This window comes from Cellulomonas sp. McL0617 (assembly GCF_049994875.1).
Taxonomy (GTDB): domain Bacteria; phylum Actinomycetota; class Actinomycetes; order Actinomycetales; family Cellulomonadaceae; genus Cellulomonas.
Genome location: NZ_CP188256.1, coordinates 1,860,937 through 1,879,946 on the forward strand (window position 1 = coordinate 1,860,937; position 19,010 = coordinate 1,879,946).

The following is a 19,010-nucleotide window of genomic DNA, read 5'->3' on the forward strand; positions in this document are numbered from 1 at the left end:
TCGCCGATTGCGGGACCCATGAGCTACTTCTCGGTGTGGTTCGTCGTTCGCCACCGTTCTGCAGCGGCGTAGGCGGTATTGAGCGACTCCAGAAGCACGGGTGTCGTGGCGACGACCGACTCCTCGCCGAGGACCTCGAGCGTGCCGGACCGTGCGAGGCGTTCGCGCAGCTCGGGGGAGACGCCGCAGAGGAACAGGCGGACCCCGTTCTCCCCGAGCCTGCGCGAGGCCCGCTCGAATGCGCGCAGGAACGTCGCCGACGGGATGCCGGCCGACCCGCGCAGAGAGAGGACCACGGCCGCGTCGTGCGCGCCGCGCGGGTCCGGCCACTCGTCCTCGAGCCGGTTGACCTCGGCGAAGAACCCGCCGCCGACGTAGTGCAGCACCGTGGTCCGCCCGCTCGGGACCGACGCCGGCGGGTCGCCGATCGTCCAGCTGCCGGTGTCGTCGGGCGTGAGCTCGATGATCCGTCCGCGCTTGGACTCCGCGAAGGCGTACAGCAGGATCGACAGTCCGGCGCCGATGAAGATCGCGTCCTGGAGCGGCAGCTGGGTCGTCGCGAGGAACGTGATGATCATGGCGGCGGCGGACAGCCATGACGTGCGCAGGACGAGCATGATGTCGCCGAAGCGCCCGACGATCAGCTCGCCGCCGATGACCAGCAGCAGCCCGCCGATGACGGCCATCGGGATCTGCCCTGCCACGGGACCGACGGCCAGCACCAGGACGGCGAGCCAGATCCCCGCGAAGATCCCCGACCAGCGGGTCTTGGCGCCGGCGCTCGTGCCGACGCCCGTGCGGGACAGCGAGCCGCCGGTCGGCAGGGCGGAGAAGAAGCCGCCGGCGATGTTCGCCAGGCCCTGCGCGGTGAAGTCCTTCGAGGCGTCCGGGCGGCTGCCGTCGGGGTTGGCGACCGCGGCGCCGATGCCGGCGGCCTGTGCGAGCCCGACGAGCGCGATCGCGATCGCCCCCGCCGCCAGGGCCGGGAGTGCGGCGAGGTCCGGGAGCGAGAACGGCGGTAGCGAGCGGGGGATCGCGGCGATGTCCTCGACGAGCTCGACGTCGGGTCGCACGATCACGCAGACCACGGTCACGACGAGCAGCGCGATGAGGGTGGCATACGACTCGAGCCGCTTGACCGCCTTGAAGGCCGCCCACACCCCGACCGTCGCGAGTGCGACCAGGACCGTGGCGCCGTCCCAGTCGCCGACGTGCACGAACGCGTCCCACACCTTTGCGAGCGTGTTGTGCGGCGTCGGGACGTAGCCCGTCGCGTCCTTGAGCACCCCCGCGATGATCTGCAGCGCGATGCCCGTGGTGAAACCCGTCATCACGGCGGTCGAGACGAACGACATCACCGAGCCGAGCTTCAGAAGCCCCATCACGAGCATCACGACGCCGACCAGGACGGTCAGTGTCGCCAGGGCGCCGAGGTCACCGGGGTCCAGCCCGGCAGCCGCCAGGACGCTCTGCGACGACAACGCGATCGCGCTGGTGAGGGTCGTCACCATGAGGACCGTGCGTGCGAAGACCGACCCGACGATCGTCGGCACCACACCCGACCACAGACCCAGCGGCGCCGCGAAGCCCCCGATGCTCGCGTACGCCATGCCCTCCGGGATCGAGAAGAGCCCGGTCACGAACCCCGACGAGACGTCCTGGGGTGTCGGGCGCCCGAAGCCTGGCTTCTGAACAGCTGCCGGTTCGGAGGTCATCGGGTCAACTCCTCCGGCGCGGACCGGCGCACGTCACGGAGTGACGATTGCGAAGTTGTCGTCGCCCGGGTCGAGCAGGCCAGCGAGGCGCGACAAGACGGAGGCATCGCCGTCGACCTGGATGCCGGCGGCACCACCGCCGAGCCCTCCCGCGGCCAGCGCCGGGAGCTGGCGTCTGGTCGTCGTCAGCGTCACGTCGGCGTCACCCCGCTGGGGCGCGGCACTGTAGGTGAGGACGCCGTTGGCCAGCGTGAGGCGGTAGCGGGTGTCGATGTCGGTCAGCACGACGTCCAGCGAGAGCTTTTCGTCCCACGCCTTCGGGCCATTGATCTGGATGGCGATCGCGTCGAACAGCATCTCCGGCGTCAGGGCAGCGAACACGTCCGGGGCGTTGGTCACCGTCGGCGTCCCGAACTGCCCGTCGCGCAGCTCCATGGCGCCCGAGAGGAAGAAGTCGCGCCAGGTCCCGTTCTCCGCGCCGTAGCCGAGCTGCTCGTACGTGTCGGCGAGCAGGGTGCGACCGCCCTGGTGGTCGGGCTCGGCGAAGACGACGTGATTGACCACCTCGGCGACCCAACGGAAGTCGCCCGCGTCGAACGACGCCTGGGCTTTGCTCACGACCGCGTCGGCGCCGCCCATGAACTCCACGTAGCGCTTGGCCTTCTCGACGGGGACGTGCTCCCACAGGTGGGCGGGGTTGCCGTCGAACCAACCGAGGTAGCGCTGGTAGATGGCTTTGATGTTGTGGTTGAGCGACCCGTAGTACCCGTGCGACGACCACGCGTTCTCGAGCACCGGCGGGAGCACGATCTTCTCGGCGATCTCCGGACCGGTCAGCCCCTTGTTCAGCAGCCGCAGGGTCTGGTCGTGGACGTAGGCGTACAGGTCGCGCTGCAGGGACAGGAACTCCACCACCCGCTCGTTGCCCCACATCGGCCAGTGGTGCGACGCGAACACGACTTCGACCTCGTCGCCGAACAGGTCGATCGACTCCGTGAGGTACCGCGACCAGCCGTGCGGGTCGCGCACCACCGCACCGCGCAAGGTCAGCAGGTTGTGGAACGTATGCGTCGCGTCCTCCGCCGTGCACAGCGCCTTGAAGTCCGGAAGGTAGACGAGCAGCTCCGCGGGCGCCTCCGTGTCGGGGGCCATCTGGAACATCAGGCGGACCCCGTCGACCACGACTTCGTGCCCGGTCGTGGTGATGATGTCTGTCGGCTCGATCAGCGTCACGGTGCCTGTCGACGTCGTCTGGCCGAGACCCGCGCCGACCCCGCCCTCGGGGCCACGGGACAGGGCCGCGCCGTACATGTACCCGGCGCGACGGCCCATCGCGGTGCCGGCATAGACGTTCTCCGAGATCGCGTGCTCGGTGAACCCCTCGGGCGCGAAGACCTTGACGGCACCCGAGTCCACGTCCTCCTGCGACACGAAGCCCTTGACGCCGCCGAAGTGGTCGACGTGTGAGTGCGTGTAGACGACAGCCTTCACGGGACGGTCGCCGCGGTGCTTGCGGTAGAGCGCCAGCGCGGCGGCACCGGTCTCCTGGGAGAGCAGCGTGTCGATGACGATGATCCCCTCGTCGCCCTCGACGAGCGTCGTGTTCGACAGGTCCATGCCGCGCACCTGGTAGATGCCGGGGACCACCTCGAACAGCCCGCCCGTGGCGACCAGCTGCGACTGCCTCCACAGGCTCGGGTTCACCGTGTCCGGGGCGTCGCCCTCGACGAACGCGTACGTCGAGTTGTCCCACACGACGGTCCCGTCGGCGGCGAGGACAGGCTCGTCGATCGTCGCGACCAGGCCGCGGCTCACGTCGTCGAAGTCGCGCGTGTCCGAGAACGGCAGGCTGGCGAGCAGGCCCGCCTGCTGCTGAACAATGGCGTGCGTTGCTGGCTTCGGGGTGGACATGACTGATCCTTCCGAGTGGGCGGCACTTCTCCGGAGCGATCCGCAGCGCTCAGCGGGCGAGGTCGCGTCGTCGGAACCCGGCGAAGCCGACGAGCAGGAATCCGAGCGTGAACAAGCTGATCCACCCGAGACCTGACCAGTCGGGGTTGGCGGCGGACGCGTTGGGCACGTGCCAGAACGGGCTGATGCCGAGCACCCAGTCGTCGAGCCCGAATGTCGGGCCCAGGATCGTCAGGACGAACGATGCCAGGACGCCGAGCCACGCGGCGATGCTCACCTTCGGGCGAGCCCCCACCACGGCGACCGAGACGGCCACGACGGTCCACATCGCCGGGACGGTGACGACGGCCTGGAGGAAGACGTCACTGAAGCTGACGCCTAGGTCGGCACCCGACGCAAGCAGAGCGATCAGGGTCCCGGCGATCAAGATGAAGATCGTCGGGGAGATCAGGGCGACCAGCACGTTGCTGCCGTAGTACCGGGCACGGGCGACGGACCCGGCCATGAGCGGCTCGACGCGGTCCTCCATCTCCTCGGCGCGGACCTTGAGCATCACCTGGACCCCGGAGATGGCCGCGATGATGCCGACCATGCTCAGGATGGTGGTGGCGAACGCGCCGGCGAGCTCTGCGGGTGTGGTGGCGCCGGAGGCGAGGATCTGTTGGACGGTCGGGTCGGATCCGAGGATGTCGCTGATCGAGGTGGTGAAGTAGCCGAAGACGAAGCCGAGGGCGATGAACGCGATGACCCAGGTGAAGAACGGTCCCTTGTTGATGCGCAGCGCCAGTCGCCAGGTGCCCAGCGTCGTCCCGCGGGCGGGGCCGGGCTTGGGTGCGATCGTGCCCTGGCCGAAGTCGCGTCGCGCCTGTAACGCGAACGCGACGGCGACCAGGGCGATCGTGAGAACCACGGCGAGCAGCAGTGGTGCCCAGTTGTTTCCTGCGGCCGGGCGGGTCTCGTGCATCCAGCCGAGCGGGTTGATCCAGATGGTCCAGGACGGTGCTTCGATCGAGTAGCAGAAGCCGCAGAGCAGGAACAGCGTGCCCAGGACGGCGACGGCCATCGAGTTCGACGTGCGGGAGTCCGACCCGATCTGGGCGGTGATCGCGGCCACGGCGCCGAACATCCAGCCGGTGGCGGTGAAGGTGGCGCCGAGCAGCATCGACGCGTTCCAGTCGCCACCGCACAGGGCGGTGACCACGCCGGCGACGACGCCCAGGAGCAACGACCCGATGATCGACATGGCGACCCCGGTCAGCAGGCGGCTGCCTCGGCCGAGGACCCCGGACGCCAGCAGCTCTGCCTGCCCGGAGTCTTCCTGGGCGCGGGTGGCGCGGGTGACCGCGAAGATCGCGCCGAGCGCGGCGAGGAACCCGCCGAGTGCGAGCGAGCGCCAGGCGTTGAACCCGTCGGCCGTCGACAGGTCGTACGCGGGTCCGAAGATCAGGCCGAGTGCGGGGTTGGCGCTGATCGCCGCGGAGAGGGTGGCGCGGGACTGCTGGTCGGGGAAGACGATCGGGTAGAAGATCACCGACGACGCGGACAGTGCGGTGGCGATCACGACCCAGGGCAGCAGCAGGCGGCCGTCGTGCTTGAGGGAGGCGCGGAGCAGAGGGCGGGTGCCGGTCATCGTCGAGCTGCGGGCGGCGGGTGCCGCGTGCGAGGGATGGGCGGTCGCCGTACTCATCGGGTGGCCCCCGCCGCGGGCTCGTCGCCGTACAGGCTCAGGAACAGGCTCTCGAGCGACGGCGGCTCGACGGTCAGCGAGGTGAACCCGGCTGGCGTGAGCAGATCCATGGCCTCCCCGATGCGCGCCGATTCGACGGTGGCGGAGAACTTGTTGCCGTCCAGGTGGACGCCGTGGAACACCGTCAGGTCCGCCGGGTCGGGGCTCCGCTCGAGCGTGGCGTGGATCGTGGTGTGGGTCTGGCCTCGCAGCTCGTTCAGGGTGCCGGACTGCACGATCTTCCCGTCGCGGATGATGCTCAACCGGTCGGCGAGGCTTTCCAGCTCGGCCAGGATGTGGCTCGAGAGCAGCACCGTGACTCCCCGGGCCTTGGCCTCGCCGATGACCTCCTGGAACACGTTCTCCATCAGGGGGTCGAGCCCGGAGGTCGGCTCGTCGAGGATCAGCAGCTCGACGTCGGAGGCCAGTGCCGCGACGATCGCGACCTTCTGCCGGTTGCCCTTCGAGTACTGCCGGCCACGCTTGGTCGGGTCGAGCTCGAACCGCTCGACCAGCTCGGTCCGACGCGGCTCGTCGATGCCACCCCGCAGCGAGCCGAGCAGGTCGATCGCCTCGCCGCCGGTCATCCCGGGCCACAGCGAGACATCGCCCGGGACGTAGGCGAGCCGACGGTGCAGCGCGACGACGTCGGTCCACGGGTCGCCGCCGAGCAGCCGGACCGTGCCGCCGTTGGCGCGCAGCAGTCCGAGCAGCACCCGGATCGTGGTCGACTTGCCCGCCCCGTTCGGCCCCAGGAACCCGTGCACCTCGCCCCGGGCGACCTGCAGGTCGAGACCTTTGAGCGCCTGAAAGCTGCCGAAGGACTTCAGCAGGCCCTGGATGTCGATCACTGCGTCGTCGGCACTCATGGCCACACTCCACGATCTCGGGTGCGCGGAACGATCGCGCCGCAGGACCAGCAAACTCTACAAATGCGGAACTCTGCAACCGGAGAGTACGATTCCGGACATGGCGATCGATGCCACGCCAATGCAGAAGAATCCCGGCGGCAGGCGCCCAGGAGAGAGCGGGACTCGTGAGGCGATCCTCGACGCGGCCCTCGCGTTGTTCGCCGAGCGTGGCTACGACGGTGCCTCGCTTCGAGCGATCGCCGGGCGTGCCGAGGTCGACCCAGGCCTGATCAGGCACTTCTTCGGCGACAAGGACGCCCTGTTCGCGAAGGCCGTCGCCGATCGGACGACGATCCCTGAGCGCATCGCCGCAGCGGTCGGCACGGACCTGTCCACTGCGGGCCGAGCCGTCACCGACGCATATCTACGGCTCTGGGACGAGTCCGGCACCCGGCCCATCCTGCTCGCCCTGGTGCGCTCCGCAACCACGTCCGACCGCGCCGCTCAGATGCTGCGTGACGTCCTCGGCGGCGACACCCGAGCGGCCGGGTTCGACGCGGACCGGACGCGCCGCGTTGCCCTGGCCGGCTCCCACCTGTTCGGCGTCGCCATGACCCGTCACGTCATCAGGCTCGCCCCGATCGTCGAGCTCTCGCACGAGGAGCTCGTCGACGAGATCGCCCCGACCATCCAGCGCTACCTCACCGGCTGACTTTGTCTGCCGACCTCGACGGTTGTCGTCAGGGCTCCCGCGGCGCCAAAGTCCGCAAGATGCCCCCCAGGAGCCAACCGCCGCACGAGAATCTGACGGCCCTGCACGCGTGCTGTCGTCGTCGGCACCGGGCGGTCGCGGGCGTGGAGCGGGAGCCCTAGCCTCGGGATGACCGGAGTCAGATCAGTGCACGAGAGGTTGCTGCGGCGCTCGCGGTGGTGACCCACGGACGAGGAGATGGCACGTGGCGACACCCCCGAAGGGCCCGACCCCGGCGACGATCGAGGCCAACCGTGCCGCGGTGTCCTTGTACGCGATGGAGGACCGGCAGGACTTCGCAGACGCCGACCGAGGGTTCATGGCGCCGGTGCCGGGCCCGACGCGGGGCGCGGACGGGCACGTGATCTTCGACCCCGCCTGGCTCGACTACATCCACGACGACGACCCGGCGCCCGACTCGGTCAACCCGAGCCTGTGGCGCCAGTCGCAGGTGATCCGCCGGGGTGGGCTGTATCGCGTCGTCGACGGGCTCTATCAGGTCCGCAACAACGACATCGGCGACCTGACCGTCGTCGAGGGCGAGGACGGGCTGGTCGTCATCGACTGCACGTCCAGCGTCGAGAGCGCCGCCCAGGCGATGGACCTGATCCGCGAGCACGTCAGCGACAAGCCCGTCGCCGCCGTGATCTACACGCACACCCACATCGACCACTACGGCGGCGTCAAGGGTGTCGTCGACCCTGCCGATGTGGCCTCGGGCAAGGTCGCGATCCTGGCGCCGGGGCACCAGTTCGAGAAGTTCGCGATCGGCGAGAACGTGGTGGCCGGCAACGCGATGTCGCGGCGTGCGTCCTACGCGTTCGGCGGCCTGCTGGACCTCGGACCGCACGGGCACGTGACCTGCGGGATCGGCGTTCTGTCCACCCGGTCACCCACCATCTCCTACCTGTCCCCGACGGACCTCATCACCGAGACGGGAACCCGCCGGGAGATCGCCGGCCTCGAGTTCGAGTTCCTCTACGCACCCGACACCGAGGCGCCCGAGGAGATGCACATCTGGATCCCCCAGCTCAAGGCCCTGACCTGCGCCGAGAACGCCAACCACTCGCTGCACAACATCCAGACCCTCCGCGGCGCCCGCACGCGCGACGCCCGCAACTTCGCGCGCTACCTCGACGAGACCCTCGAACGGTGGGGCGATGACGTCGAGGTGAACTACGGCCCGCACACGTGGCCGGTGTGGGGCAACGAGGTGGTGACGGGCTTCCTGGAGTCGCAGCGGGACACCTACAAGTTCATCCACGACCAGTCGCTGCGACTGGCGAACAAGGGGCTCACGCCGCTCGAGGCTGCCGAGGAGATCGAGCTGCCCGAGGAGCTGCGTCGGCAGTGGTTCAACCGCGGGTACCACGGGACCTTGCACCACGATGTCCGCGCGGTGTTCACCAAAGAGCTGGGCACCTGGGATGGCGACCCCGTCTCGCTGCACCCGCACACCCCGGTCGACACGGCCACGAGGTATCTGGACCTGCTGGGCCGTGACGGGATCCTGGCCGAGGGCCGACGTGCGTTCGACGCAGCCGACTACCGGTGGGTCGTGCAGATCGTGCACCACCTCGTCTTCGCCGATCCCGACGACCTGGAGGCCAGGCAGCTGCAGGCCGACGCCTACGAGCAGATGGGCTACCAGGTCGAGGGGCCGCAGTGGCGGGGGATCTTCCTGAGCGCCGCGAAAGAGCTCCGCGACGGCATCGCACCCGCACCGTTCAGCACGGTCAGCCCGGACACGATCCTGTCGATGCCGCTCGAGATCCTGTTCGACTTCGCGGCGGTGCACGTCATCGGCTCCGCGGCCGCCGACGTCGACGTCCGGGTCGACTTCACGTTCACCGACCTGGACGAGACGTGGAACGTGCACGTGGCTCGGGGAGTCCTGAACGCCCGCCGCGGTGCGTCGACAGCCGCGGCCGTCACCGTCTCCGGCGTCAAAGCGGCGGTCGTCGGGGTCGTCCTGCAGCCTCGGCTGGCCGAACGCCTGGTCGCGGCCGGTCAGGTCACGCTCGACGGCGACCCAACGGTCCTCGCGACCCTCGCCGCATGCCTCGACGAGTTCGACCCCCTGTTCCCGATCGTCACGCCCTAAGGGTCGCGGCTCGACTGAGACTCTGGTCCGGTAAGTCCCTTGCCATCCCGGTCCGGGCGGTCATGCGGGGTCCTGGAAAGTGAGCGCGAGCTCGCCTGCGCGAAGACCTGACCAGTGTGGGCGCGTGACGTCCCCGCTCACACCCGGCGTTCATTCAGCACCGGTTGAATAACCCTCAATCCGGTCATAGTGTCGCCGTGGCGCCGGTCTTCATGCCGCGGCCCGCACACCACGGTCGTCCCGACGCCTTCCGGTCCGGCTCACGTCCGAGAGGTGTCGAAGATGAGGCTCGAGAACAAGGTTGCGTTGATCACCGGCGGCTACGGGGGGATGGGCCGGGCGTCTGCGCGGCTGTTCGCGCGGGAGGGTGCGACGGTCTTCGTCTCCGGCCGCAACGCCGAGCGCGGTGCGGCGCTCGTCTCCGAGATCAACGACTCGGGCGGTACGGCGAACTTCCTCGAGCTCGACATCGTGAACCAGGAGCAGTGGGAGGCGGCTGTCGCCCAGATCCAGGAGCGGGCCGGCGCGCTGCACGTCCTGCTCAACATCGTCGGATCCAACGCGCTCGTCCGGTTCCCGAAGATCGACGTCGACGAGTGGCGCAAGATGTTCGAGATCAACGTGACCGGCACAGCGCGGGGTATCCAGACCTGCGCGCCCTTGATCCGTGACTCGGGCGGTGGCTCGATCGTCAACATCGGGTCCGTGGCAGGCATGACGGGCAACTTCGGCTCCGGGTACTCCTCCTCGAAGTGGGCGCTGGAAGGGGTGTCGCGGTCCGCGGCCTACGTGTACGCGGACTGGGGGATCCGCTCGAACGTGATCCAGCCCGGCTGGATCGACACCGACCTGACGGCGTCGATGAAGTCGAACAAGCTGGTCAAGAAGATGCAGAGCAAGATGCTCAAGACGACCGTGCTGCTGCGGCGCAGCGGCGTCGGTGAGGACATCGCCAACGCCGCCCTGTTCCTGGCGTGCGACGACTCGTCCTACGTGACCGGCACCGACATCGTCGTCGACGGCGGCTGGTTCTCGTGCGCCCCGTACCTGTCGAACGAGCGGTCGCACCACCTGCTCTCGACGATGGACAAGAAGGAGCACATCGAAGAGCTCCTGCACCGCTGGCACTGACCTGCACGACGAATCGCACACGAGCATCGAGGCGGAGGACGAGATGGGCGAGAACAGGCTGCAGGGCAAGGTCGCACTGATCACGGGTGGGTACGGCGGCATGGGTCGCGCGTCGTCGCGGTTGTTCGCCAACGAAGGCGCGACCGTCTTCGTGGCGGGTCGCAAGAAGGAGCGCGGCGACGCGCTCGTCGAGGAGATCAACGGCGCGGGCGGAACCGCATACTTCGTCGAGCTCGACACCGTCGAGCAGGACCAGTGGGACGCCGCGGTGGCTGAGGTGCAGGAGAAGGCGGGGGCGCTGCACGTCCTGCTGAACATCGTCGGATCGAACGCCCTCAGCGCGTTCCCGGCGATCGACCTGCAGGAGTGGAACCGGGTCTTCGAGGTCAACCTCGTCGGCACGCTGCGCGGCATCCAGACCTGCGCACCGCTGATCAAGGAGTCCGGGGGTGGGTCGATCGTGAACATCGGCTCGGTCGGCGGCATGACCGGTGCGTTCTCGACGGCGTACTCCGCCTCGAAGTGGGGCCTGGAGGGCCTGTCGCGGTCGGCGGCCTACGTCTACGCCGACTGGGGCATCAGGTCGAACGTGATCCAGCCTGGATGGATCGACACCGACCTGACGGCTGCGATGCGCGGGAACCCGGCCGTCGAAGAGATGCAGAAGCAGACGATGGACCGCTCGGTCATGCTGCGCCGCAGCGGAAAGGCCACGGAGATCGCCACGGCGGCCCTGTTCCTGGCGTGCGATGAGTCGTCGTACATCACGGGCAACGACCTCGTGGTCGACGGCGGGTGGTTCTCCGCTGCGCCGTACCTGACCAACGACCGGACGAACGCCCTCGCGGCGAGCCTGGGAGCCGGCAAGGCGTAGTCGGTCGATCGGGCGGGCGGGCTTCGGGGGTGAGGGGACGGCCGGGGCCCGCCTTTCTCGCACCCGCATCCGGGGCGATGCGTCAGCTCGCGCCGAGCCGCCACCCGTCAGAGGGCAGGTCGAGGGCGGCCTGCGGTCCCTACGACCCACGCTCGTAGGCCTGCAGCGGAGGTGGCGCGTCCAGCAGCGGCTGGCACGCCTGCCACAGCAGGTCGACCTCGTCGGCGTGGCTGACCCAAGCAGGCGATCGTCGGCATCCTCCTGCAGCCCACCAAGGCCGCCGCGATCATCGGCTCGGGCGCCCTGCATACCGAAGGCGACCTCGCCGCGATCGAGACCTTCGCCTCCGTCGTCGAGGACTTCGACCCCGCCTTCAACCTCGTCACGCCCTAGCTTGAAGCGGCGCGCCGCCATGTGGGACGGGGCGTCCTATAGCCTCGACTTGCTGAACGGCCGGTCAGGTCGCGCACGACGGCGACCCATCAGTCCTCGTGACTCTCGCCGCATGCCTCGACGAGTTCGACCCCCTGTCCCCGATCGTCACGCCCTGAGGGCGGAGCGGGACGGTGTCCCGGCCATACTCCCGGAGAGTGCGAGGACGGTGTCGCCCCTCGCCGGGCGGTCGCCGCAGGGACGTCAGCGCGAAGGATGCGGTGACGGCTCGATCTGAGCGATCACGGCCTCGAGGGCAGCGGACATCGTCTCGAGCTGGCTGTCCGTCAGGACGTCGAACATGACCTCCTGCACAAGATCACGATGCCCAGGAGTCGCCGCAGCCAGGACGTCGTGCCCGGCCTGGGTCAACGAGGCGATCACGCCGCGGTCGTCGCTCGGGTCGTCCGCTCGGGCGACATAGCCGGCGGCGACGAGTTGCTGGATCCGGTACGTCGCACCGCTGCGACTCAGGATGAGCCCGCGCGCGAGGTCCGTCATGCGAATGCCGCCGTCGGAGAGCCGGGCCAGGATCTCGAACTGCGCGTGCGTGATTCCGGCGCGGTCGCGCAGGTCCTGGTCGACGACGCGCGAGAGGAGCGTCGCGGCCGACAGCAACGCTGTGAATGCGCGCAGCTGTGTCTGTTCGGACACACTCCCACCTCCCATGTTGTTCGGATTCGAAGTATCGCATAGTCTCAGTGTTGTTCAGATTCGAAGTAACTTGAGGAGCATCATGCGTATCGCGATCCTTGGCACCGGCAACGTCGGCACCGCACTCGGCACCCGGCTCCGCCAGGCCGGCCACCACGTGACCTTCGGGTCGCGCACCCCGGAGGCTCACCCTGGCGCTGTCGCACAGGCCGAAGCCGTGGCCTCCGCCGACCTCGTCATCACGGCGATCCCCGGCCTCGCGGTCCTGCCGACGCTCGAAGCGATCGGCGAGGACGTCATCGGAGACAAGATCGTCCTCGACCCGTCCGTCGCGATCAACGCCGACATGAGCCTGGCGTACCCGAATGACAGCGTCGCTCGCCTCGTCCAGGCCCGGTTCCCGCGAGCCCGGGTCGTGAAGACCCTCAACACCATGAACGTCCTCGTGATGGTCGACCCGCTGAACACCGTCCCCAACGCCACGGTGTTCCTCAGCGGCGACGACGAGGCCGCCAAGGGCGACGTCACTACCCTGCTGAGCGACCTCGGCTGGAACAACGAGCAGATCCTCGACCTCGGCGGTGTCGTCACCGCAACCGGCACCGAGCACGCAGCCCCGTTGTTCTTCGCCACCTTCATGGCACTGCAGACCCCTGCATTCAGCATCACCATCAGCCGCTGACGCCTGCGGCGGTGGCTCCTGTCGCAGGAGCCACCGCCACGCCGACCGTTAGGGGCAAGCGATCAGCCGACGCCAGGGGCGCAGCCGTCCTCATTGGTGAGCCAAGTCCGTCCTTGCCGATTCGGCGGGTGGCCGCACTCCACACCCTCGGGCTGCCGAGTGACGGCGGCGACGCACACTTCACACGTGAGAAGCCCGTGCGAGTGACCGGCGGCGTCACCTTGTTCGGCTTGGGTGACGCCGTCGATGAGTGACGCGTCGCCATCGGGCCTCCACGTTCTGTGCTCGAGGCTGACGGAGTGTCGAGTGAACCCGCTCCAGCACTACCCTCCCGATGCGCGGGGTGCGGGGCAGGATGGTGGCCGTGAAGTCTCATCCGGGTCGGCCCGCAAGCGGCGGCCGCGACGCCCGAGTGGCGATACTCGCCGCCGCCCGCTCTCAGTTCGCGTCGCGCGGCTTCGAGCGCACTACCGTGCGCGCCGTGGCCGGTGACGCCGGAGTCGACGTTGCATTGATCTACCACTACTTCGAGAGCAAGGCCGGGCTCCTCGATGCGGTTCTTGCCGTTCCGCCGACAGCCGAGCGGGTCCGTCAGGCGATCGCGATCGACGAGCCCACACCGGGGCGGGCAGTCGTCGAGACAGCCCTACGGCTCTGGGACGAGGACGTCGCGGTTCGCGAGCTGGCCCTGGCGATGACCCGCGCCGCACTCTCACGCGATGACGCACTGCACAGGCTCCGCGATCTGCACACGACGTTCGTTCTCGACCTGGTTTCCCAGGTGATCCGCGAGGACGACCGCGAGCTGCGCGCCGCGCTCGTCGCTGCCCAGCTCAACGGCCTGCTGCAAGCCCGCTACCTGTTCAAGATCACGGCGCTGGCCGCGGTCGAGTTGGATGTACTGGTTGATGCCGTAGCACCTGTGATCGACCACTACCTGAGTGACGACCTCGACGAGAAGTGAACCGACCAGCCCTCACGTGGTGCTTCAGCACCGGTTGAATAACCTGCAAACCGGTCATAGTGTCGCTGTGGCGGCGAAGCGCGTCATGACACTCAGATGTGCCCGAGCTTAGGCGTCGCCCAGTCCGGCTCATGCCCCGAGAGCTGTCGAAGATGAGGCTCGAGAACAAGGTGGCTCTGATCACCGGCGGCTACGGCGGTATGGGCCGGGCGTCGTCGCGATTGTCCGCTCGAGAAGGCACGACAGTCTTAGTCTCGGGGCGCAACGGTGACCGCGGCGAAGCGCTAGCAGCGGAGATCAATGACGCAGACGGCAACGCACACTTCCTTGAGCTCGACATCGTCGAGCAGGAGCAGTGGGACGCGGCCATCGCCCAGATCCAGGAAAAGGCCGACGCCCTGCCAGGTTGGATCGACACGGACCTCACCGCGGCGATGAAGTCGAACCCCGCAGTTGCCGAGATGCAACGGCAGACGATGGATCATTCGGTGATGCTGCGTCGCAGCGGCAAAGCTGAAGAGATCGCTACCGCAGCACTGTTCTTGGCTTGCGATGAATCTGCCTACATCACGGGCAACGACGTCGTCGTCGACGGCGGCTGGTTCTCCGCCGCGCCGTACCTGACCAACGACCGGCTCAACGGGCTCGCCGCGCACCTGACCGACGCGAAGGCCTAGCAACCCAAGACCAAGATCGTGGTTCCGCGGCCGAGGGGAAGCCGAAGCCCGCCGGTGTCGCAGCAGCCAAGCCGTCAGCCGCCCAGATGCCAGCCATCGACTGGCAGGTCAAGGGCGGCCGCTGGGCCCCACGACCCGCGCTCGTACGTGTGCGGCGAGGGCGGAGAGTCAAGCAGTGGCTGGCACGCCTGCCAGCGAAGGTCGACCTCGTCGGCGTGACTGAACAGGAGCTGGTCTCCGCGCATCACGTCGAGGAGCAGCCGCTCGTACGCTTCGAGGGGTTCGTCAGACGGGAAGTCGTCCGCGAAATCGAGCTGCAACGTCGCCGGCGCGACCTCGAGACCTGGGCCCGGGCGTTTGGCACGGATTTCGACGCTGATGTGCGGCTCATCGGTCAGCTCAAGCACCAGGTCGTGCGGGATGCGCGCGCGAAGCTGGGGATGGAACGGCTCGCGGTAGCTCACCGTGACGACGCTGCGGCCTTCGGCGAGCGCCTTGCCGGTCCGGAGGAAGAACGGCACGCCTTGCCATCGGTCGTTGTCGATCCACGCCTCGAGCGCGACGAACGTCTCGGTCATGGACTCCGGAGCAACTCCGTGCTCTGAGCGGTATCCCTCGTACTGTCCGAAAACAGCCCGTGCGGGGTCGATCGGTCGCAGTGCTGAGAAGGCTGCGACCTTCGCTGCGCGTAGTTCGTCCGTCTGCAGGACGCTCGGTCGCTCGATCGCCAGGAAGCCCAGAAGTTGACACAAGTGCGTGGAGATCATGTCGCGGAGGCACCCGGTCTTCTCGTAGAAACTCGCGCGCCCTTCCAGCCCGAGCGTCTCCGGCACGTCGATCTGCACCGCCGCGACGCTGTGTCGGTCCCAGGCTGCCTCGAACAGCCGGTTGGCGAAGCGCAACGCAAGGACGTTCTGCACGGCCTCCTTGCCAAGAAAGTGATCGATGCGGAACACCTGCTCCTCACCGGCGACCGCCTCCAGCGCGTGTTGGAGCTCGCGGGAGGTGGCCAGGTCCAGCCCGAATGGCTTCTCCACCACGATCCGGGCCCGCTCCGTGAGCCCTTCGCGTCCGAGCATCCCGACCAGCCCCCTCGTCGCGGTAGGCGGAACGGAGAGGTAGATCAGCCTCTGCACGTTCGTTCCCGCCGCCAGCCGCGATTCCGCGTCCCGCACGGCCGCAGCCAGCGCAGCACCGTCGTCGTCCGACGACGCGCAGAACGAGATCTGCGCGAGCAACCGGCGGACCACGGTGTCATCGACGTGGTCGACGAACCGGCTGATCGCTTCTCCCACCGACTGGCGGAACGCATCGTCGGACGCGGGCGCGTGTCGACCGGAACCGACGATCGCAAGCTGGTCCGGAAGCCAGTTCGCTGCAGCCAGCCGGTACAGGCCGGGGAACAGTTTGCGGGCCGCCAGGTCGCCTCGTGCTCCGAAGAGGACGATGACGTGCGGCGCGAGGGCTTTGGAGGCCTCACTCAGCATGTGTTGAATAGTGCGCGTGTCTGTTTCGTTGCGCAAATGTCCAGCGAGGCGACGATCCGGACGGATCCCCGCGCCACTACGGCTGGACAGAGTTGTCACGGCCGCCGGAGCTGTGCGTCGATGTCGGTAGCCAAACCCGTGCACGAGACCTGCCTCTGGCGGCGCGGTACAGGGGAACAAGTCCTGCTCTTGGAGCCTGAGGACTCGGAGTCGATGGAGCGGCTCGCGCCCGACCTGATGGTGTCGGGGCACGGCGCCAGCGGGTACGGGCCCGGGCGGACGATGCAGGCGCCTGACGGAAGGGAATTGCGGACCGTCCGTCGCCGACGAGCTGGCACGAAGTAACGCGGCCTAAGAGCAGCGCATCACCCAACGACACTCGGCGCACAAGTGCGGCGCCAACCGATGGCCGCGCGGGGCCCTATGACACGTCTATGACACGCCATGACGTTCTTGCAGGTCAGATGGGTGCCCCGAGTGGGATTCGAATCCGCTGGCCGCGGCCGTCTGACCTGCAGAAACGCGAACTGCGCCTCGTTGATGCAGAATTACGATGCTTCTTGATTCATCTACGTTCATTCCCGTGAGGCCCGTGCGTCCAAGGGACGCACGTGGCAGCGATGAACGGTCGCCGGGCGTCGAAGCAGCTCGAAGAGTTCGTGTGTGCGGTGTCCGCCACTCGGAGGACAGATCAGATCGCGCTGGGGTAGCCGATTTCCGCGAGATCGTCGCCAAGCTCATCGAGCGTCATGTCCGGGTTGAGTCGCTGCACGAGTTCGTCGGTCAGCGGCTGCAACGCGAAGACCGCGTCGACCGGATTCTCGTCGAGGTCGACCTCGTAGTAGTCCTCGGCGAACTCTCGATACGAGGTCGCGGTGCCGTCAAGGAGGATGGCAAAGAGCCAGTCGGCACCGTCCGGATCGTCTCCGTCTGGACGGTCCGGCACCCCGACGTGCCACTCGCTGTCCAGGGCGCGACGCCAGATGCACGCAGTCGCGTCGGGCACGCCGTCCGAGCTGAATGCCGGCTCGTTGATGCAGGGCAAGAACACGTCGGGGATGCCCTCGATCAGACCTGGCCACAGAACGCCGCCGTTGGCCGCTGGGCTCATCGGAGACTCGTGATCGAAACCACGGACGAACACACCATCAGGGGTGAACACGATCGACCACGAGTCGCCCGAACCGTTGCGCATCGAGGCCATCTCTTCGCCGGGCGCCCAATGAGAGTCGAAGGAATAGTAGCGGTCCTCCCAGTCCGGGCTGAGGATCGCCTCGAGGGTTGCCAGCGCACGGCACCGGTCGCGCAGGACGTGGATTTCCGGCAGGGCGGCCGCTACTTCGTGAGACGTCATGGCGCACATCGAACAGGTCCGACGCATTGAGGGCAACAATCCCCGGGGGAGGGCACTCGCCTGGGCCAGCGAGGTCGGGGGCCAAGCCACACGTGAACTAGGCCGCCGCGGACCTCGCGACCACTGAATGATGCTGACCCTTGGATCAAGATGCTCTGGGTCGCCGCACCGGCGTGATGGCCTGGTTCACGACGAGCATCGACTTCGCCATCGCCCGCGCGAGCCGTGGGTCCTTCAGGTCGATGAGTCCACCGTAGATGTCATAGGTGATCTGGATCGAGGCGTGCCCGAGCATCTCGGAGATGACCTGGATCGGCACACCATCAGCCAGCCCCCACACGACTGTGGTGTGGCGCAGCATGTGCGGCGTGGACCGCTTCGTGAGTCCATGCTGCGCAGCCCGGGCGGTCGCTGGGAGCCACCGCTCGGCGCGGAAGTCCGTATAGCGCCACGGCTTGCCCCTCCCGCGCCGAAATACGTACGCACTGGCTGATTGACCCTCAACGAGCCCGCGCAGCGTGTGAGCAATCGCCCCGGCGGCCTGAACGCGCCTGGGGCGCCTGCTCTTCGGCGGTCCCAGCACCCACTTGTCGCTCTCGTGCTCGTCCCATTTGACGGGCGACTCGTCGTCAGGGGAGCGGGTTGACCAAGCGCGCACTACGTATGCCGAGACGGTGTCCTCGTCGATCCACGTGAGGTCGCCCGCACGCAGTGCGAAGACTTCTCCTGCGCGCATCCCAGTGGCCAAGAGCATGTCGACGATTGGGAGGGCGTCGACCTTGATGCACGAGCGCAAGAGCGCCCACTCTCCGGGCTGGAAGAACCGGACCTGGCGAGCCTCGCGAGTCACATCGTCGGGCAGTTCGCTCGTCTCGCACGGGTTGTCGGCGCGCAGGCGCATGACCTTCTGACCGTGTCTCATGAGCGAGAAGAGCATGCCGTGGCGGTTGCGGATCGACTTTGGGGCGGCGCCGGCGTCGATCTGGTTGTCGATCCACTGCTCCACGTTCTCGGCCTCGATGGCGAGGAACGAGCCCGCGAACTCCTCCTCCAGGTGGAGGGCGATCTGGCGCCGATAGGTATGGACCGTGAACGGCTTGACCTTGCCGCGCTTGATGCGATGGTCCTGGCGCTCGAAGTAGGACTCGACCACGTCGTTGAACGTCGCGGTCGGTACTGCCGGCACCACCGGCTCGGACAGTCGGACAACCCATCCGCGCCCCTTCACCCAACCATCCGGCCACATCTGTCCGGCGTCGTCGACGTCGAGCTTGAAGGATGCCGCGCGCTCGCGAGTACTGAACGTCTCCGACTGCCACGAGCCTGCGCGTGTGCCACCGAGCCGCCACCTGACGCGGTAGCTGATGCCGCCGTCCGAGCGCGTCCGGGCGTCGATCAGTGCAGCCATGTGGAGTCTCTCTGTGGCGCTTCGCGCGTCCGCCGTGCGTCCACAGCCGGACGCTGGCGATTGCGAGTAGCATACATGCAGGTCAGAGAGACAATCTAGGTGCCCCGAGTGGGATTCGAACCCACACTGGATCGGGTTTGAGCCGAACGCCTCTGCCGGTTGGGCTATCGGGGCCGTGCAGCAGGATACCGGGACGAGGACGGGCGCCGGACGCAGGTGGGCGGGCTCACAGGCCGACGTACTGCGAACCGGCCGGTATCGGCCACTACTCTGTGCACGTGAGCACCGA

The 19,010-nt window shown here is 68.0% G+C and carries 16 protein-coding genes and 1 tRNA gene; 8 read left to right on the top strand and 9 right to left on the bottom strand.

What is annotated here, in order from left to right:
- Window positions 1-23: 23 nt before the first annotated feature.
- From ACPPVS_RS08430 to ACPPVS_RS08445, 4 genes are read right to left on the bottom strand one after another with little or no spacing between them, the layout of a single operon-like run.
- Window positions 24-1,715, bottom strand: a complete 1,692-nt coding sequence (locus ACPPVS_RS08430; protein WP_426595604.1) for a SulP family inorganic anion transporter — start codon at window positions 1,713-1,715, stop codon at window positions 24-26.
- Between the two features lie 33 nt (window positions 1,716-1,748).
- The gene (locus ACPPVS_RS08435) at window positions 1,749-3,626 is read right to left on the bottom strand and encodes an alkyl/aryl-sulfatase (RefSeq protein ID WP_426595606.1); all 1,878 of its coding nucleotides are present in this window, start codon (window positions 3,624-3,626) and stop codon (window positions 1,749-1,751) included.
- 49 nt (window positions 3,627-3,675) lie between these two features.
- The gene (locus tag ACPPVS_RS08440) at window positions 3,676-5,313 is read right to left on the bottom strand and encodes an ABC transporter permease (protein ID WP_426595607.1); all 1,638 of its coding nucleotides are present in this window, start codon (window positions 5,311-5,313) and stop codon (window positions 3,676-3,678) included.
- Complete coding sequence (locus ACPPVS_RS08445) at window positions 5,310-6,221, bottom strand: ABC transporter ATP-binding protein (RefSeq protein ID WP_426595608.1); 912 nt, start codon at window positions 6,219-6,221, stop codon at window positions 5,310-5,312. Before ACPPVS_RS08445 ends, ACPPVS_RS08440 begins: the two co-directional genes overlap by 4 nt.
- A gap of 100 nt (window positions 6,222-6,321) precedes the next feature.
- Between ACPPVS_RS08445 and ACPPVS_RS08450 the strand changes: the two genes are divergently transcribed.
- From ACPPVS_RS08450 to ACPPVS_RS08470, 5 genes are all read left to right on the top strand, one after another.
- Window positions 6,322-6,915 (top strand): TetR family transcriptional regulator, encoded by a 594-nt coding sequence (locus ACPPVS_RS08450; protein ID WP_426595609.1) that lies wholly within the window; start codon window positions 6,322-6,324, stop codon window positions 6,913-6,915.
- Between the two features lie 244 nt (window positions 6,916-7,159).
- Window positions 7,160-9,058 carry an alkyl/aryl-sulfatase gene (locus tag ACPPVS_RS08455; protein ID WP_426595610.1) on the top strand — a complete coding sequence of 633 codons (1,899 nt, stop codon included), beginning with the start codon at window positions 7,160-7,162 and terminating at the stop codon, window positions 9,056-9,058.
- 282 nt (window positions 9,059-9,340) lie between these two features.
- The gene (locus ACPPVS_RS08460) at window positions 9,341-10,189 is read left to right on the top strand and encodes an SDR family NAD(P)-dependent oxidoreductase (protein WP_426595611.1); all 849 of its coding nucleotides are present in this window, start codon (window positions 9,341-9,343) and stop codon (window positions 10,187-10,189) included.
- A gap of 43 nt (window positions 10,190-10,232) precedes the next feature.
- Complete coding sequence (locus ACPPVS_RS08465) at window positions 10,233-11,063, top strand: SDR family NAD(P)-dependent oxidoreductase (protein ID WP_426595613.1); 831 nt, start codon at window positions 10,233-10,235, stop codon at window positions 11,061-11,063.
- A 288-nt stretch (window positions 11,064-11,351) separates the two neighbouring features.
- A complete protein-coding gene (locus ACPPVS_RS08470; RefSeq protein WP_426595917.1) occupies window positions 11,352-11,456 on the top strand; it encodes an alkyl sulfatase C-terminal domain-containing protein in 105 nt (34 codons plus the stop codon).
- A gap of 243 nt (window positions 11,457-11,699) precedes the next feature.
- Here ACPPVS_RS08470 and ACPPVS_RS08475 read toward each other — a convergent pair whose 3' ends face one another.
- On the bottom strand, window positions 11,700-12,149 hold the full coding sequence (locus ACPPVS_RS08475) for a MarR family winged helix-turn-helix transcriptional regulator (RefSeq protein WP_426595615.1): 450 nt from the start codon (window positions 12,147-12,149) through the stop codon (window positions 11,700-11,702).
- 13 nt (window positions 12,150-12,162) lie between these two features.
- Here ACPPVS_RS08475 and ACPPVS_RS08480 point away from each other — a divergent pair, with 13 nt between their 5' ends.
- The 3 genes from ACPPVS_RS08480 to ACPPVS_RS08490 all read left to right on the top strand — a co-directional run bounded on the left by ACPPVS_RS08480 (window position 12,163) and on the right by ACPPVS_RS08490 (window position 14,472).
- Window positions 12,163-12,831, top strand: coding sequence for an NADPH-dependent F420 reductase (locus ACPPVS_RS08480; protein ID WP_426595617.1), 669 nt, complete (start codon window positions 12,163-12,165; stop codon window positions 12,829-12,831).
- A gap of 355 nt (window positions 12,832-13,186) precedes the next feature.
- A complete protein-coding gene (locus ACPPVS_RS08485) occupies window positions 13,187-13,795 on the top strand; it encodes a TetR family transcriptional regulator (protein WP_426595618.1) in 609 nt (202 codons plus the stop codon).
- Window positions 13,796-13,947: 152 nt separating this feature from the next.
- The gene (locus ACPPVS_RS08490; RefSeq protein WP_426595620.1) at window positions 13,948-14,472 is read left to right on the top strand and encodes an SDR family NAD(P)-dependent oxidoreductase; all 525 of its coding nucleotides are present in this window, start codon (window positions 13,948-13,950) and stop codon (window positions 14,470-14,472) included.
- A gap of 74 nt (window positions 14,473-14,546) precedes the next feature.
- On the opposite strand, the gene zwf is transcribed toward ACPPVS_RS08490, so the two are convergent.
- The 4 genes from zwf to ACPPVS_RS08510 all read right to left on the bottom strand — a co-directional run bounded on the left by zwf (window position 14,547) and on the right by ACPPVS_RS08510 (window position 18,895).
- The gene (gene zwf, locus ACPPVS_RS08495) at window positions 14,547-15,959 is read right to left on the bottom strand and encodes a glucose-6-phosphate dehydrogenase (RefSeq protein WP_426595622.1); all 1,413 of its coding nucleotides are present in this window, start codon (window positions 15,957-15,959) and stop codon (window positions 14,547-14,549) included.
- Between the two features lie 691 nt (window positions 15,960-16,650).
- Entirely contained in the window at window positions 16,651-17,313 is a 663-nt protein-coding gene (locus tag ACPPVS_RS08500; protein ID WP_426595624.1) for a hypothetical protein, read from the bottom strand.
- A gap of 145 nt (window positions 17,314-17,458) precedes the next feature.
- On the bottom strand, window positions 17,459-18,721 hold the full coding sequence (locus ACPPVS_RS08505; protein ID WP_426595625.1) for a tyrosine-type recombinase/integrase: 1,263 nt from the start codon (window positions 18,719-18,721) through the stop codon (window positions 17,459-17,461).
- A gap of 100 nt (window positions 18,722-18,821) precedes the next feature.
- Window positions 18,822-18,895 (bottom strand) — tRNA-Leu (locus ACPPVS_RS08510).
- Between the last annotated feature and the right edge of the window lie 115 nt (window positions 18,896-19,010).

Coding starts and splice junctions, on each gene's coding strand:
- ACPPVS_RS08430 (WP_426595604.1), bottom strand. CDS start 1,715: ATGACCTCCGAACCGGCAGCTGTTCAGAAGCCAGGCTTCGGGCGCCCG.
- ACPPVS_RS08435 (WP_426595606.1), bottom strand. CDS start 3,626: ATGTCCACCCCGAAGCCAGCAACGCACGCCATTGTTCAGCAGCAGGCG.
- ACPPVS_RS08440 (WP_426595607.1), bottom strand. CDS start 5,313: ATGAGTACGGCGACCGCCCATCCCTCGCACGCGGCACCCGCCGCCCGC.
- ACPPVS_RS08445 (WP_426595608.1), bottom strand. CDS start 6,221: ATGAGTGCCGACGACGCAGTGATCGACATCCAGGGCCTGCTGAAGTCC.
- ACPPVS_RS08450 (WP_426595609.1), top strand. CDS start 6,322: ATGGCGATCGATGCCACGCCAATGCAGAAGAATCCCGGCGGCAGGCGC.
- ACPPVS_RS08460 (WP_426595611.1), top strand. CDS start 9,341: ATGAGGCTCGAGAACAAGGTTGCGTTGATCACCGGCGGCTACGGGGGG.
- ACPPVS_RS08465 (WP_426595613.1), top strand. CDS start 10,233: ATGGGCGAGAACAGGCTGCAGGGCAAGGTCGCACTGATCACGGGTGGG.
- ACPPVS_RS08480 (WP_426595617.1), top strand. CDS start 12,163: ATGTTGTTCGGATTCGAAGTATCGCATAGTCTCAGTGTTGTTCAGATT.
- ACPPVS_RS08485 (WP_426595618.1), top strand. CDS start 13,187: ATGGTGGCCGTGAAGTCTCATCCGGGTCGGCCCGCAAGCGGCGGCCGC.
- ACPPVS_RS08490 (WP_426595620.1), top strand. CDS start 13,948: ATGAGGCTCGAGAACAAGGTGGCTCTGATCACCGGCGGCTACGGCGGT.
- zwf (WP_426595622.1), bottom strand. CDS start 15,959: ATGCTGAGTGAGGCCTCCAAAGCCCTCGCGCCGCACGTCATCGTCCTC.
- ACPPVS_RS08500 (WP_426595624.1), bottom strand. CDS start 17,313: ATGACGTCTCACGAAGTAGCGGCCGCCCTGCCGGAAATCCACGTCCTG.
- ACPPVS_RS08505 (WP_426595625.1), bottom strand. CDS start 18,721: ATGGCTGCACTGATCGACGCCCGGACGCGCTCGGACGGCGGCATCAGC.